At 75.2% G+C, this 14,075-nt stretch carries 13 protein-coding genes; 4 read left to right on the forward strand and 9 right to left on the reverse strand.

From position 1 onward, the window contains the following. Positions 1-28: 28 nt before the first annotated feature. Positions 29-2,830, reverse strand: a complete 2,802-nt coding sequence (locus ACGFI9_RS01235) for a DEAD/DEAH box helicase (RefSeq protein ID WP_393173577.1) — start codon at positions 2,828-2,830, stop codon at positions 29-31. 86 nt (positions 2,831-2,916) lie between these two features. On the opposite strand from ACGFI9_RS01235, the gene ACGFI9_RS01240 reads away from it, so the two are divergent. Together ACGFI9_RS01240 and ACGFI9_RS01245 are read left to right on the forward strand one after the other, a co-directional pair. Then, positions 2,917-3,681 carry an HAD family hydrolase gene (locus ACGFI9_RS01240; RefSeq protein ID WP_393173579.1) on the forward strand — a complete coding sequence of 255 codons (765 nt, stop codon included), beginning with the start codon at positions 2,917-2,919 and terminating at the stop codon, positions 3,679-3,681. A 65-nt stretch (positions 3,682-3,746) separates the two neighbouring features. Continuing rightward, the gene (locus ACGFI9_RS01245) at positions 3,747-4,712 is read left to right on the forward strand and encodes a DMT family transporter (protein ID WP_393173582.1); all 966 of its coding nucleotides are present in this window, start codon (positions 3,747-3,749) and stop codon (positions 4,710-4,712) included. Here ACGFI9_RS01245 and ACGFI9_RS01250 read toward each other — a convergent pair. Beyond that, positions 4,675-5,601: a diacylglycerol kinase gene (locus ACGFI9_RS01250; RefSeq protein ID WP_393173584.1), complete on the reverse strand. Its 927-nt coding sequence runs from the start codon at positions 5,599-5,601 to the stop codon at positions 4,675-4,677. The genes ACGFI9_RS01245 and ACGFI9_RS01250 overlap by 38 nt on opposite strands. 169 nt (positions 5,602-5,770) lie before the next feature. Between ACGFI9_RS01250 and kynU the strand changes: the two genes are divergently transcribed. Then, entirely contained in the window at positions 5,771-7,033 is a 1,263-nt protein-coding gene (gene kynU, locus ACGFI9_RS01255) for a kynureninase (protein WP_393173586.1), read from the forward strand. Here the strand turns inward: kynU and ACGFI9_RS01260 are convergent. From ACGFI9_RS01260 to ACGFI9_RS01275, 4 genes are all read right to left on the reverse strand, one after another. Continuing rightward, complete coding sequence (locus ACGFI9_RS01260; RefSeq protein ID WP_393173588.1) at positions 7,026-7,340, reverse strand: GNAT family N-acetyltransferase; 315 nt, start codon at positions 7,338-7,340, stop codon at positions 7,026-7,028. The two genes, kynU and ACGFI9_RS01260, sit on opposite strands and share 8 nt — an antisense overlap. A 19-nt stretch (positions 7,341-7,359) precedes the next feature. Beyond that, positions 7,360-8,403, reverse strand: coding sequence for a zinc-dependent alcohol dehydrogenase family protein (locus ACGFI9_RS01265; protein ID WP_393173590.1), 1,044 nt, complete (start codon positions 8,401-8,403; stop codon positions 7,360-7,362). Between the two features lie 158 nt (positions 8,404-8,561). Further along, on the reverse strand, positions 8,562-10,613 hold the full coding sequence (locus ACGFI9_RS01270; RefSeq protein ID WP_393173592.1) for a glycogen debranching N-terminal domain-containing protein: 2,052 nt from the start codon (positions 10,611-10,613) through the stop codon (positions 8,562-8,564). Further along, positions 10,610-10,987 (reverse strand): SCP2 sterol-binding domain-containing protein, encoded by a 378-nt coding sequence (locus tag ACGFI9_RS01275; protein WP_393173594.1) that lies wholly within the window; start codon positions 10,985-10,987, stop codon positions 10,610-10,612. The genes ACGFI9_RS01270 and ACGFI9_RS01275 overlap by 4 nt, the downstream gene beginning before the upstream one ends. 171 nt (positions 10,988-11,158) lie before the next feature. Here ACGFI9_RS01275 and ACGFI9_RS01280 point away from each other — a divergent pair, with 171 nt between their 5' ends. Then, the gene (locus ACGFI9_RS01280; RefSeq protein ID WP_393173597.1) at positions 11,159-12,043 is read left to right on the forward strand and encodes an ABC transporter substrate-binding protein; all 885 of its coding nucleotides are present in this window, start codon (positions 11,159-11,161) and stop codon (positions 12,041-12,043) included. Positions 12,044-12,051: 8 nt separating this feature from the next. On the opposite strand, the gene ACGFI9_RS01285 is transcribed toward ACGFI9_RS01280, so the two are convergent. The 3 genes from ACGFI9_RS01285 to tatA all read right to left on the reverse strand — a co-directional run bounded on the left by ACGFI9_RS01285 (position 12,052) and on the right by tatA (position 13,879). Beyond that, positions 12,052-12,447 carry a hypothetical protein gene (locus tag ACGFI9_RS01285; protein WP_393173599.1) on the reverse strand — a complete coding sequence of 132 codons (396 nt, stop codon included), beginning with the start codon at positions 12,445-12,447 and terminating at the stop codon, positions 12,052-12,054. 184 nt (positions 12,448-12,631) lie between these two features. Further along, a complete protein-coding gene (gene tatC / locus ACGFI9_RS01290) occupies positions 12,632-13,585 on the reverse strand; it encodes a twin-arginine translocase subunit TatC (RefSeq protein WP_393173601.1) in 954 nt (317 codons plus the stop codon). A 21-nt stretch (positions 13,586-13,606) separates the two neighbouring features. Beyond that, a complete protein-coding gene (gene tatA, locus ACGFI9_RS01295; RefSeq protein WP_393173603.1) occupies positions 13,607-13,879 on the reverse strand; it encodes a Sec-independent protein translocase subunit TatA in 273 nt (90 codons plus the stop codon). Positions 13,880-14,075: the final 196 nt, after the last annotated feature.

Here is a 14,075-nt window from a genome sequence, read left to right on the forward strand (position 1 = left end):
CGGCCTGGCCGCCGGCCGGGCGAGGCCGTCAGGCGGCGGCGTGGTAGGCCAGCACCCCCCGGTTGACCGCCGCGATCGCCTGCCGGGCGGTGGACCGCAGCTCGGCCGAGGCCCCGCCGGAATCGGCGAGCTGGCCGAGCAGGTCGACCACCTGCCGGGCCCAGCGGACGAAGTCGCCGGCCGGCATCTCGCCGTCGATCTGGTGGCCGCTGGCGAGCACCTTGGCGAGGGCCTCGCCCCGGGCCCAGCGGTAGATCGGCCAGGCGAAGCCGAGGTCGGGCTCCCGGGTGACCGCCAGGCCACGGGCGGCCTCGTCACCCTCGATGTCGCTCCACAGCTTGAGCGTCTCGTCGACCGCGTCGGCGACCGGCCCGCGCGGCAGGGACGCCCGCTCGTCGACGTCCCGGCGGGCCTCGAAGACCACCACGGAGACCGCGGCGGCCAGCTCGGCCGGGGAGAGCCCGTCCCACACCTTGCGGCGCAGGCACTCGGCGACCAGCAGGTCCGCCTCGGTCCAGATCCGGCCGAGCATCCGCCCGGCGTCGGTGACCTCACCCTCGGCAGAGAGGTAGCCGCGCGCGGTGAGCAGCGCCACGATCCGGTCGAACGTCCGGGCCAGGGAACCCGTCCGGCCGGCGACCCGCTGGCGCAGCTCCTCGGTGTCGCGCTCCAGCCGGCGGCGCCGCTCCGCCCAGCGGGCGTGCTCCTCCCGCTCGGGGCAGGCGTGGCAGGGGTGCCGGCGCAGCTCGGTGCGGAGCTGGCTGAGCCGGTGGTCCTCGCCGGCGGCCTGCCGGGAGCGCCCGCCGCGCCGGCCGGCGTGCCGGTCCAGCCCGGTGCCGCTGACCGCGGCGGCGAGGTCGCGCCGGGCCGCCGGGGAGCGGTGGTTGAAGTGCTTCGGCACCCGGATCCGGGTGAGCACCTCGGCCGGGGTGGTGAAGTCGCCGGGGCTGACCCGGCCGGCCCAGCGGTCCTGGGTGAGCACCAGCGGCCGGGGCTCGCCGAAGCCGCCGGTCGCCGGGTCGAGGACCACCGCCAGGCCGGCCCGCCGGCCCGAGGGCACCCGGATCACGTCGCCCACCCGCAGCCGCTCCAGCGAGGCGATGGCGGCCGCCTTGCGCTGGGTCTGCCCCTGCCGGGCGATGGCGCGCTCGCGGTCGGCGATGGCCACCCGCAGCGCGAAGTACTCGTCGAAGTCGCCGTGGTGGCAGGCGGCCTCCACGCCGTACGCCTCGATGGTCTCGGTGTTGCGCTGCACCTGCCGGGCCAGGCCGACCACCGACCGGTCCGCCTGGAACTGCGCGAACGAGGACTCCAGCAGGGCCCGGGCCGGCTCCGCGCCCACCGTGCCGACCAGGTTGACCGCCATGTTGTACGACGGCCGGAAGCTGGACCGCAGCGGGTAGGTGCGGGTGGAGGCGAGGCCGGCCACGTGCCGGGGGTCGGTCTCCGGCGACCAGACCACCACCGCGTGCCCCTCGACGTCGATGCCGCGTCGACCGGCCCGCCCGGTGAGCTGGGTGTACTCCCCCGGGGTGAGGTCGACGTGCGCCTCGCCGTTGAACTTGACCAGGCGCTCCAGCACCACGCACCGGGCCGGCATGTTGATGCCCAGCGCGAGGGTCTCGGTGGCGAAGACCGCCTTGACCAGGCCGCGGACGAACAGCTCCTCGACGACCTCCTTGAACGCCGGCAGCATGCCGGCGTGGTGCGCGGCCAGCCCCCGCTCCAGGCCGTCGAGCCACTCCCAGTAGCCGAGGACCGAGAGGTCCTCACCGGGGATGGCGGTGACCCGGGACTCGACCACACGGCGGATCTCGGCGCGTTCATCCGGGGAGGTCAACCGCAGCCCGGCGGCGAGGCACTGCTGCACCGCCGCGTCGCAGCCGGCCCGGCTGAAGATGAACAGGATCGCCGGGAGCAGGCCCTCGCGGTCGAGCCGGTCGACGATGTCGGGCCGCATCGGGCCGCGCCAGCGGGGGCCGCGCCGCCCGCCGCCGGGGCCGGCGCTGCGCCCCTCCCCCAGCTCCAGCCGGCGCATCGTGTCCCGGGTGTAGCGCAGCAGCTCCGGGTGCACGTCGTGCTTGCGCGCCGCGTCGGCGTCGTGGAACAGGTCGAACATCCGCTTGCCGACGAGCATGTGCTGCCACAGCGGCACCGGCCGGTGCTCGCTGACCACCACGGCGGTCTCGCCCCGCACGGTGACCAGCCAGTCGGCGAACTCCTCCGCGTTGGACACGGTGGCCGACAGGGAGACGAGCGTGACCGAGGCGGGCAGGTGGATGATCACCTCTTCCCAGACCCCGCCGCGGAACCGGTCGGCGAGGTAGTGCACCTCGTCCATCACCACGTAGGCCAGGCCCTCCAGCGTGGCCGAGCCGGCGTAGAGCATGTTGCGCAGCACCTCGGTGGTCATCACCACCACGGGCGCGTCGCCGTTGATCGCGTTGTCGCCGGTGAGCAGGCCGACCTGCTCGGCGCCGTAGCGGTCGACCAGGTCGTGGTACTTCTGGTTCGACAGCGCCTTGATCGGCGTGGTGTAGAAGCACTTGCGCCGGGTAGAGGGGCCCTCCCCGCCGTCGGCGACCGCCGGCTTCCCGGGCCGGCCCCGCAGGGCGAGGTGCACGGCGAACTCGCCGACCACCGTCTTGCCGGCGCCGGTGGGAGCGCACACCAGCACGCCGCTGCCCCGCTCCAGGGCCTCGCACGCCTCGCGCTGGAAGTCGTCGAGGTCGAACCCCAGGTCTCGGGCGAATTCGTCCAGGGCCGGGAAGGCGGAGGCCTGCGCGGCCCGGCGGCGCGCCGCGGCGTACCGCTCGGCGGGGCTCGACATGCCTCCAAGATTAATCGGTACGGCCGACGACCACCGGCCAAGGCCATCCGGCAGCCCGGTCGGAGCGGGTCGGTAGGGTGCACGACGTGCCGGACCATGCCGAACCACCCCACGCCTCGAGCGGCGCCGACGACGCCGTCCGCCCGAGCCCGTCCCGTCGCCCCGTGGAGGGGGTGCTCTTCGACTTCCACGGCACCCTCGCCCAGGTGGAGGACCCCCGCGAGTGGGTGCTCGCCGCGGCGGCGGCGTGCGGGGTGGAGCTGGACCGGGCCCGGGCCACCGCGCTGGCCGACCGGCTGCTCACCGCCGGCCGGGCGGGCGGGCCGCTGCCGGCCCGGGTGCCGCCCCGGCTGGCCGAGCTCTGGGCGGACCGGGATCTCTACGAGCACGCCCACCGGGGCGCGTACACCGGGCTGGCCGAGACGGTGGACGCCGGCATCGACGGGTTCGCCGACGCGCTCTACGAGCGGGTGCTGGTCCCCGAGGGCTGGGTGCCGTACCCGGACACCGAGGCGGTGCTCAAGGCGCTGCGCCAGGCCGGGGTGAAGGTGGCCGTGGTCAGCAACATCGGCTTCGACATCCGGCCGCTGTTCGCGGCGTGGGGGCTCGACGGGCTGGTCGACGCGTACGCGCTGTCGTACGAGGTGGGGCGCTGCAAGCCGGACCCGGGGATCTTCCTGCGGGCCTGCGGGATGCTCGGCGTCGATCCGGAGCGCGCGCTGATGGTGGGCGACACCCCGGCCGACGCCGGCGCGGTGCGGGCCGGGTGCGCGGTGCTGGTGCTGCCCTGCGCCGACGCGGGCCGCCCCAACGGGCTGGGCGCGGTGCTCGACCTCGCCCTGCCCGCCTGAGGCGGACGTCTCTCCGCCCGCTCCTGGCCCGGGCCCTGGCCGAGGGCGCGGCTAGCGTCGCCGGCATGACGTCCCACCGGCCCGCCACCACGCCGATTCCGCTGCGCCGCTCCGCCGGCCGGCTGGGCGCGGTCGGGCTGGTGCTCGGCGGGGCGCTGTCGGTGCAGTTCGGCTCGGCGGTCGCCGCGCTGCTGTTCCCGCGTATCGGGGTGGCCGGGGCGGTGACGCTGCGGCTGACCATCGGGGCCCTGCTGATGCTGGCCGTCTGCCAGCCCCGGCTGCGCGGCCACGGCCGGGGCGACTGGACCGCCGTGGGCGCCTTCGGGCTGGCCCTGGCCGGCATGAACTCGATCTTCTACCAGGCCATCGAGCGGATCCCGCTCGGTCCGGCGGTCACCCTGGAGGTGCTCGGGCCCCTGGTGCTGTCCGTGGTGACCGCCCGGCGGCTCGCCGCCTGGTGCTGGGCCGCCCTGGCGCTGGCCGGAGTGGCCCTGCTCGGCCAGAGCGGCTTCGACCGGCTCGACCCGGTGGGCGCCGGGCTCGCCCTGGCCGCGGGGGCGATGTGGGCCGCGTACATCGTCTGCTCCGCCCGGGTGGGCGGCCGGTTCCCCCGCGCCGACGGGCTCGCCCTGGCGTTGACGGTGGCCGCGCTGGTCACCCTGCCGATCGGGCTGATCGGCTCGGGGAGCCGGCTGTGGCACCCGGCGATGCTGGGCCTGGGCACCGGGCTGGCGCTGCTCGCCTCGGTGCTGCCGTACACCCTGGAGCTGCTGGCGCTGCGCCGGCTGCCCACCGCGACCTTCGCGGTGCTGATGAGCCTCGGCCCGGCCGTCGCCGCCCTGGCCGGCTGGTTGGTCCTCGGCCAGGCGCTGCACCCGGTGGAGGTCCTCGCCATCGGGCTGGTGATCGCCGCGAGCATCGGCGCGGTGCGGGCCGGCCGGCCGGCCGCGGCCCCGCCGCCCGCCGAGCCCGAGCCGGAGGACGTCCCGCTGGTCAGCGCAGCAGCCGCACCGCCGCCGGCACCGCGGTGATCCGCACCGGCAGGTCGAACGCCCGCTCCCCGTCGGCGTACGTGGTGATGCCGGCCGCGTCCAGCTCCACCGTGCGCGCCCGGTAGCTGCGCACCAGCGGGTGCGTCACATGCGTGCCCTGGTAGATCCGCGGCTTGACCCGGATCAGGGTGCGCCGGTCGATCCGGCCGCCGACCACCACGTCGAGCAGGTCGTCGGTCGGGTCGGCGTCGGGGCAGATCCGCATCCCGCCGCCGTAGCTGGCCGTGTTGCCGACCGCCACCAGCACCGCGTCCAGCTCGTGCTCCTCGCCGTCCAGCCGCAGCCGGTAGCGGCGCGGCCGCAGCCGGGCCAGCTCGACCAGGATGGCCAGGTCGTACCGGCGGGGGCCGCGCGGCCAGGCCATCCGGTTGGCCCGCTCGTTGACGATCGCGTCGAAGCCGGCCGCGAGCACCGCCCCGTACCAGCGGTCGCCGCCGTCGGGGGTGGTCAGCCGGGCCAGGTCGACCGACCGGGTACGGCCGTCACGCAGCGCCTCGACGATCGTCTCGACCGCCGCGACGGGGTCGGCCGGGAAGCCGGTGTCGACGGCGAAGTCGTTGCCCGTGCCGGCGGGCACCGGACCGAACGGCACCGCCGTACCGGCGACCGCCTGCAACGCCCGGTGGACCGTGCCGTCCCCGCCGACCGCCACCAGCGCGCCGGCGCCGTCAGCGACCGCCGCGTGGCAGGCCGCCTCCGCCTCCGCCGGGGTCGTCGCCTCCAGCAGGCGGACCGGCCGCCCGGCCGCGGCCAGCCGCTCCAGCAGCCGGGGCAGCAGCCCCCGGTGCCGTCCCCGGCCGGCGGTCGGGTTGGCGAGCACGGCCACGGGGCCGGGCGGGAGATGATCGTGCGCGGTCACGGCGAGCACCGTACGGCACGACCGTCCCGGCTCACCAGGGGAGACGGCGCCCGGCCGGCCCGGTCCAGCCCGTGAGAGGCGGCCGTGGCGCGCGCCGTGGTCCGCCCGGCACTACCTAGCCTGTCCCGCGTCCGTCCCGTCCCGCCCGGGCGGGACGGCGTGGAGGTGAGGAGTGCGCGTGTCCGACGAGTTCCCCCGGTACCTGTTCAAGGAGATGGACGCCGCCGACCCCCTCGCCGAGCTGCGCGACCGGTTCGTCATCCCGGACGAGGACCTGATCTACCTCGACGGCAACTCGCTCGGCCGGCTGCCCGCGGCCACCCCGGACCACCTGGCCCGGCTGGTCCGCGAGGGCTGGGGCGACCAGCTCGTCCGGGGCTGGCCCACCTGGATCGAGTGGGCCCGGCGGATCGGTGACCGGCTCGCCGCCCACGCCCTCGGCGCGCGTCCCGGCGAGGTGGTCATCTCCGACTCGACCTCGGTGAACCTCTACAAGCTCGCCGCCGCCGCGCTGGACGCGGCCGGGGACCGGCGCACGATCCTGGTCGACGCCGAGGACTTCCCCACCGACCGGTACATCCTCCAGGGGCTCGCCGAGGCCCGGGGCCTCACCCTGCGGGCGCTCCCCTCCGACCTCGACCAGGGGCTGGACCTGGCGGCGCTGCGGGCCGCGCTGGACTCCGACGTCGCCCTGGTGGTGCTCTCCGCCGTGTCGTACCGGTGCGGAGCGCTGCTGGACCTGGCGGCGGTGAACGCGGCCGCGCGGGAGGTCGGGGCGTACGTGCTGTGGGACCTGTCGCACGCGGCCGGGTCGGTGCCGGTCGAGCTGACCGCCAGCGGCGCCGACCTGGCGGTCGGCTGCACCTACAAGTACCTCAACTGCGGGCCGGGCGCGCCGGCGTTCCTCTACGTCCGGCGGGAGCTGCAGGAGCGGCTGCGCCAGCCGATCTGGGGCTGGTTCGGCCAGCGGGACCAGTTCGCGATGGGCCCCGGCTACGACCCGGTGCCGCACCTGGACCGGTTCCAGGTGGGCACCCCGCCGGTCCTCGGCATGGCCGCGCTCGACCCGGCGCTGGACGTGCTCGCCGAGGCGGGCATCGACCGGGTACGCGAGAAGGGGCGGCGGCTGGGCGAGGCGATCGTGTCCCTCGCCGACGCCTGGCTCACCCCGTACGGCTTCACCGTGGCCTCCCCGCGCGACCCGGACCGGCGGGGCAGCCACGTCAGCCTGCACCACCCGGAGGCGCTGCGGATCTCCCGGGCCCTCGCCACGGAGGGCCGGGTGGTCGGCGACTACCGCGCGCCCGACCGGCTGCGCCTCGGCCCGGCCCCGCTCTACACCCGCTTCGTGGACGTGTGGGACGCCCTGGACCGGCTCCGGGACATCGCCGAGCGGCGGTCGTACGAGCGGCTGCCCGGCGAGCCGTCCCGGGTCACTTGACCTTGCGGGTCGACCGGGCCACGATCCCGTCGTACTCGGGGTGCTTCTCCAGCCAGGCGCTGAGGAACGGGCAGACGGGCACCACGGTCCGCCCCCTGTCCCGCGCGTCGTCCATCACCGCGCGGGCCAGGGTCGACCCGACACCCTTCCCCTCGAACGCCGGGTCGACCTCGGTGTGGGTGTAGACGATGATGTTGCCGGTCAGTTGGTAGGTGACGACCCCGGCCACCGTCCCGGTCTCGTCCCGCGCCTCGAACCGCTCCCGCTCCGGCACGTCGGTCACCGTGTACTGCATCCCGCCATCCAACCACGGGCCCGGCCGGTGGTCAGAACGTGATCCGCACCTTGAGCGCGGTGCGCTCGTCCATCGCCCGGTAGCCGTCCGGCACCCCGTCCAGGGTCACCGAGCTGTCGAAGACCGGCGACGGGTCGATGGTGCCGGCGAGGACGTCCGCGAGCAGCTCCGGGATGTACGCCCGGGCCGGCGCGACGCCGCCGCCGAGGGCGATGTTGCGGTTGAACATCTGGCGGATGTCGACGCCGGCGCTGCCGCCGTGCGGCACGCCCACGTAGCCGACCGCGCCCCCGTCGCGGGCGATGGAGATCGCGGTCCGCATCGACTCCTCGGTGCCGACCGCCTCCAGCACGGCGTGCGCGCCCTGCCCCCCGGTCAGCTCCCGGACCGCGGCGACCGCCGCCTCGCCCCGCTCGGCGACCACGTCGGTGGCGCCGAAGGAGCGGGCGATGTCGGTGCGCGCGGTGTGCCGGCCGAGGGCGATGATCCGCTCGGCGCCGAGCCGCCGCGCGGCGAGCACCCCGCAGAGGCCCACCGCGCCGTCGCCGACGACCGCGACGGTGGCGCCGGGCCGGACCCGGGCGGCCAGGGCCGCGTGGTGGCCGGTGGACATCACGTCGGAGAGCGCCAGCAGGGCGGTGAGCAGCCGCTGGTCACCGGCCGCCTCGGCGGGCAGCTTGACCAGGGTGCCGTCGGCGTACGGCACACGGACGGCCTCGCCCTGGCCCCCGTCGGAGCCCGGCGTGCCCCAGAAACCGCCGTGCGGGCAGGAGGTGTGCAGCCCCTCCCGGCAGAAGTCGCAGACGCCGTCGGACCAGACGAACGGGGCCACCACCAGGTCGCCCACCCGTACCGAGCCGACCTCGCCGCCGACGGCCTCGACGACGCCGAGGAACTCGTGGCCGATCCGCTGCCCCGGCTGGCGCTGCGCCACGCCCCGGTACGCCCACAGGTCGCTGCCGCAGATGCAGGCGAGCAGGACGCGGACGACGGCGTCGGTGGTGGTGCGGACGGCGGCGTCCGGCACCTCCTCGACCCGGATGTCGTTCGGGCCGTGGATCACGGTGGCGCGCATGGGACGGTGTCCTCCCGGTGAGGGTTCTCGGCCGACGGGGCGAACCGCCCCGGCGCGGAACGCTAGACCCGTGCCGACGGGCTCGCCACCCCGGCGGGACGCCGGGTGGCCCGGCTCACCGGCCCACCCGCGCCCCCGGCGGGGCAGGTGGGGCCGAGTCAGGCGCCGACCCGGCTCAGTCCGCTGCTGATCACGTCGATCCGGCCCCACCGTCCCGGCACGTCGAGCAGCTCCAGTCGGCCGAAGCGGGCCGGCACCTTGGGCGACATGAGCAGGTGCTCCCCGGCCGGCTCCAGCCCGAGCAGGGCCCGCAGCAGCAGGAACGGCGCCCCGGTCGCCAACGCCTGTGGACTGTTGGCGGTGGGGTACCGCACCGGGTAGTGGGTCAGCTCGCGCGGATAGCCGGCGAACGCCTCCGGCTGCCGGCCGTCGAAGTAGCTGGCCGCTTCGACGATGCCCTCGGCGATCCGCCCGGCCTCCTCGGCGAAGCCGTACCGGCGCAGGCCCCAGGCGATCAGCGCGTTGTCGAACGGCCACACCGCGCCGAGGTGGTAGCCGATCGGGTTGTACCGGTCCTGTCCCTCGGCGAACGTCCGCACACCCCAGCCGGAGAAGAGCCGGGGACCCATCAGCTGCTCCACCACCCGGCCCGCCCGCTCGTCCGGGACGATGCCGCTCCACAGCAGGTGGCCCATGTTGGAGGCGAGGGCGTCGACCTGCCGGCCGTCGCCGTCCAGCGCGAGGGCGTAGTAACCCCGGTCGGCGATCCAGAAGTCGCGGTCGAACCGCTCGCGCAGCGCGGCGGCCTCCTGCTCCAGCCGCTCGGCGTACGCCGGGTCGCCCCAGAACTCGCGGGCCAGCCGCGCCCCGCGCCGCTTCGCGTCGTACGCGTACCCCTGCAGCTCGCAGGTGGCCAGCGGCGGGCCGGGCAACCGGCCGTCGGCATGGCAGATCGCCTCCGGCGTGTCCTTCCAGCCCTGGTTCTCCACCCCGGTCAGCCCGTTGCGCCGCCGGTACCGGACGTAGCCGTCGCCGAGGAGGTCGCCGTACTCGTCGATCCAGCGCAGCGCCGCCCGGGCCTCGTCCTCGAACTCCCGGACCAGCTCCGCGTCGCCGGTCCACCGCTCGTACTCGTCGAGCAGGATCACGTACAGCGGGGTGGCGTCGGCGGTGCCGTAGTAGGGGGACTCCGGGCGCTCCTCGAAGGCCACCATCTCGCCGTAGCGGAACTCGCGCAGAATCTTTCCGGGCTCCTCGTCCCGGAAGTCGTCGAGCACCGCGCCCTGGTCGATGCCGAGCATCCGCAGGGTCGAGGCGGCCAGATCCGGGGCCACCGGCAACGCCTCGAAGCAGGTGAGGATGCTGTCCCGGCCGGTGATGGTGGCCGACCACGGCAGGCCGGCGGCGGGCATCACGTCGTCGGGCAGGGTCAGCGGCGAGTAGCGCAGCGCCGCGAGGTCCACGAGGCTGCGCCGGTAGGTGCTGGTGACCGGCGCCCACTCGCAGCTCAGGGTCGGTGCCCGGTCCAGCCACGCGGTGAGGTCCCGCCGCCGGTCGGCGGCGCTGCGGCGGGGCCGTCGCTCCAGCATCTCCCGCACGTCCCGCCCGTCCGGGCGCAGCACCAGCGCCTGCACCCGCAGGGTGGTCGTCCAGCTCTCTTTCGGGGCCAACCGGAGGGCGTACGTGAGGCCGTGCTCGTCCACCTGTGCCGGCTCGCTGGTCGAGATCACCGTCTCCCGCTGGAACCGCTCGCGCCGGTATCCGAGCCGCAGGCCGCCATCCTCGACCCGGTGGTAGATCCGGCCCGGCGCGGTCCGTACCTCGCCCACGCTCAGGATCGGGGCGAAGTCGCTCGCCACGTCGAGCCGTACGATGAACTCCGCCGCCTGCTGGTTGTGGTTGAACACGGTGAGCCGCTCCTCGAAGAAGCCGCCGGTGATGGTGCGTTCCCGGATCACCGACGACTTGGCATCCACGTAGTGGGTCGGCGCGCCCGGCACCAGGAAGAAGCGCAGCAGGACGTGGTCCCGCTCGGCGATGGAGAGCGGGTTCAGCCGCTCGCCGTCGAGGCTGAGCCGCCACCGGGACAGGAAACGGGTGTCGAAGTCGAAGAAGCCGCACGGGTTGACGACCGTCGCCTCGATGTCGCCGTTGGGTTCGCTGAGGACGAAGATGTTGCCGTCCAGGACGCGCACCAGGTCCGGCCTCATCCTGGCTCCCCCCGCCCGGCGTCGAGCGCCCGCGGGTGACGCGCCCCCGGTGGCGGCGGGAAGAGCCGCTCCAGCAGCACCACGAAGCGGAACCGTCCCTCCGTGGTGATGTCGTTGCGCAGCCAGGCGGCGAGCGGTTTGGCCTCGCCCCGGGCCATCCGGAGGAAGAACTCGCGGTCGGTGCGGATCACCGTGTCGGCCTCCCGCTCGGCGCGGGTCACCGCCACCTGGCCTTCGGCGATCGTCAGGTGCCAGACGTCCATCCCACCGGCTCCGGTCAGCTCGAACCGGATCGTGCCGGCGGCGCGGCGCAGCAGCCGTTCCGGAGCCGTACGGGCGAGCTGCGCGAAGAACGCCTCGATCGGATCGGACACGTACACGCCTCCCGGGAGCGGGACGTCGCACCGCGTGACGACCCGTGGGCTGCGACGACGGACGGGCCCCGCGCCGCCCCAGACTATCGCCGGGCCCGGGCGGGGACGTTCGGATCGACGGAACTGCGGGGGCGGTGCGCCGGATCCGTCGGTGGCCGGCAGGATGGCGGGATGCGCCTGGTCTCCCTGCTCCCCTCCGCCACCGAGATCGTCTACGCCCTGGGTCTCGGGGACGACCTGGTCGGGGTCACCTTCGAGTGCGAGGTGCCGGCCGCGTACCGGGCGGGGGTCACCGTGGTGGTGGGCGGCCGGGACACCCGGGGCATGCGCCCGGGCGAGATCGACGCCTACGTCAAGGGGCAGCTCGCCGCCGGGACGGACCTCTACACCCTGCACGCCGGGGCGCTCGCCGGCCTGGACCCGGACCTGATCCTCACCCAGGACCTCTGCCGGGTCTGCGCGCTGCCCGCCGGGCGGGTGGCGGACGCGGTGGAGCACCTGGGCTGCCGGGCCGACGTGCTGTCGCTCGACCCGTACACCCTCGACGACGTGCTGGGCACGATCCTCGAGGTGGGCGCGGCGGCCCGCGTACCGGATCGGGCGGAGGCCCTGGTGGACGGTCTGCGGGCGCGGCTCGCGGCGGTCAGCGCGGCGGTGGCGGGCCGGCCCCGGCGGCGGGTCGCGGTGGTCGAGTGGATCGACCCGCCGTTCGGCGCCGGGCACTGGATCCCGGACCTGGTCCGGGCCGCCGGCGGCGGCCCGGTGGCCGCCAGTCCCGGGGCCCGCTCCACGGCGACCACCTGGGCCGCCCTGCGGGCGGCCCGGCCGGAGGTCGTGCTGGTCACCCCGTGCGGCTTCGACCTGGACGGGGCCGCCGCGCAGGCGGCCGAGGTGGCCGGGCACTTCCCCGACGCCCAGGTGTGGGCGGTCGACGCGGACGGGCTGATCGTGCGGGCCGGTCCGCGCCTGGTCGACGGGGCCGAGGCGGTCGCGGCGATCCTGCATCCCGACGCGGTGCCGGCCCCGCCGACGGATCGGATCCGCCGGGTGGCCTGAGCCGGCGGTCAGGCGGTCGGGCGGACCGGCTGGCCGTCGCTGCCGAGCGGGGCGAGCCGGCGCCAGCGCGGCAGCTCGGTGACCAGCGCGGCCAGGGCCAGCACGGTCACCAGCACCGCGGCCGGCCGGGGCCAGGCCGCCCAGGCCGAGACCACCGCGGCGACCAGTTGCAGCAGCACCAGGCCGATGGTCACCACCCCGGGGACCGGCACGAGCACCTGTCGCTTGTCGCCGGGCGTGGCGAACACGGTGGGCAGGCCGATCAGCACCACCACCGACGCGACGGCGAGGACGACGGAGTGCGGGGCGAGCGCCCACGGGGTGGCGACCCAGGCGACCAGTTCGGTCAGGAAGCGCAGCGCGGAGGCGAGGTCGGGGCGGCTCGGCGCGGGGTTGTCGATCACGGCCGCCAGTATGCCGCCGTCCGGGTCCGTCCGGGAGACCCGGGAGTCGGGTTGACCTCGCCAGCGCCCTCGACCCGGACCCCGCGCCGCTGGACCGCCTGCGCGCGCCGGGGTGACCCCCGGTACGCGGGAACGCCGCCCCCCGCGGACCGGGGGACGGCGTTCCGGGTCGACGCGGTGACCGTCAGGTCATGTCGTCGTAGCGGCGGTCGATCGGCGCCGGTGCGTCGATCGGCTGCGGCGCCCCGATCGGCGCGGTCGCCTCGACCCGCCCGGCGGCCTCGACCGGCTCGACGGAGAGGTCCAGCGGCGACACCTCGTCGTCGGCGACGTCCGCGTAGATCTCCCGGCCCCGCCCCCGCCGCTTGTCGTTGAGGAAGGCCACCGTCACCGCGCCGAAGTAGAGCGCGGAGAGGCAGATCGCCAGCGCGGTCATGCCGAACGGGTCGGGCGTCGGGGTGACCACGGCAGAGAAGGCGAAGAACACGAAGATCGCCACCCGCCACCAGCCGAGCAGCCGTTTCGCGCTGGCCAGGCCGACGAAGTTGAGCATCAGCACGACCAGCGGGAACTCGAACGCCACCCCGAACAGCAGGATCAGGTTCGTGACGAACGAGATGTAGCGGGTGATGTCGAGCGTGGTGGTGATGTCCCCGCCGCCGGAGACGTTGAGCAGGAACTCCAGGCCCTTGGACGTGACGAAGTACGCCAGCACCGCCCCGCCGGCGAACAACGGCGCCGCCAGGGCGGTGAAGAAGTACGCGTACCGCCGCTCGTGCCGGTGCAGGCCCGGCGCGATGAACGCCCAGAGCTGGTACAGCCAGACCGGCGCCGCGATGATCAGGCCGACCCAGAGGGCGACCTTCATCTGCAACAGGAACAGGTCGGCCGGGCCGAGCTGGACGAAGTTGCATTCGCCGTTGACCAGCCGCGCCTTGGGCAGGTCGCAGTACGGCTTCTGCAACAGGTGCAGCACCGGCCCGGAGAGCCAGACGCCGAACCCGAAGCCGACCAGGATCGCCAGCGAGGCGCGGAACAGCCGGTTGCGCAGCTCACGGATGTGCTCCATGAGCGTCATCGAGCCGTCCGCGGCCCGTTCGAAGTCGCTCGGGCCGCGCTTCTTCAACCCGAAGGCCACGGTGGTGGGGGCCCTTTCGGATCAGTTCTCGCGGACGCGCTGCACCGGGTCGACCGGCGGGGCGACCGGCTGCTGCGGCTGGGCGGCCTGCGGCGGGAGCGGCTGGTAGCCGGCCTGCGCGTCGGCCTTCTCGGCCAGGTCGCGGTCGTCGTCGTGCAGGCTCTTGGTCTCGGCCTTGATGATCCGCAGCGAGCGGCCCAGCGAACGGGCCGCGTCGGGGAGCCGCTTCGCGCCGAAGAGCAGGATCAGCACGACCACGAGTACGGCGATGTGCCACGGCTTGAGGGCACCCATGGGAAGCTCCAGTCGCTCAGGTGTGTTGAGGGGTGGTCGCAGCCCATCGTACGTGCGCCGAAGAGGCTTGCCACCCCGCCGGGCCCCTCGGTGCGGGCCCGGTCGGTGAAGTCTCGACCAACCCGAAGTGTCCCGTCAACCACCCAAGCGGGCGCGATCGTGCGCGAACCCGGCGCGGAACGCGCAGCTAGCGCGC

The sequence above is a fragment of the Micromonospora sp. NPDC048930 genome (assembly GCF_043197935.1).
In the GTDB taxonomy this organism is placed as follows: domain Bacteria; phylum Actinomycetota; class Actinomycetes; order Mycobacteriales; family Micromonosporaceae; genus Micromonospora.

Excerpts from the sequence above, each read along its gene's own strand:
- tatA (WP_393173603.1), bottom strand. The coding sequence starts at position 13,879 with ATGGGTGCCCTCAAGCCGTGGCACATCGCCGTACTCGTGGTCGTGCTG.
- ACGFI9_RS01265 (WP_393173590.1), bottom strand. The coding sequence starts at position 8,403 with ATGCGCGCCACCGTGATCCACGGCCCGAACGACATCCGGGTCGAGGAG.
- ACGFI9_RS01245 (WP_393173582.1), top strand. The coding sequence starts at position 3,747 with ATGACGTCCCACCGGCCCGCCACCACGCCGATTCCGCTGCGCCGCTCC.
- ACGFI9_RS01270 (WP_393173592.1), bottom strand. The coding sequence starts at position 10,613 with ATGAGGCCGGACCTGGTGCGCGTCCTGGACGGCAACATCTTCGTCCTC.
- ACGFI9_RS01280 (WP_393173597.1), top strand. The coding sequence starts at position 11,159 with ATGCGCCTGGTCTCCCTGCTCCCCTCCGCCACCGAGATCGTCTACGCC.
- ACGFI9_RS01235 (WP_393173577.1), bottom strand. The coding sequence starts at position 2,830 with ATGTCGAGCCCCGCCGAGCGGTACGCCGCGGCGCGCCGCCGGGCCGCG.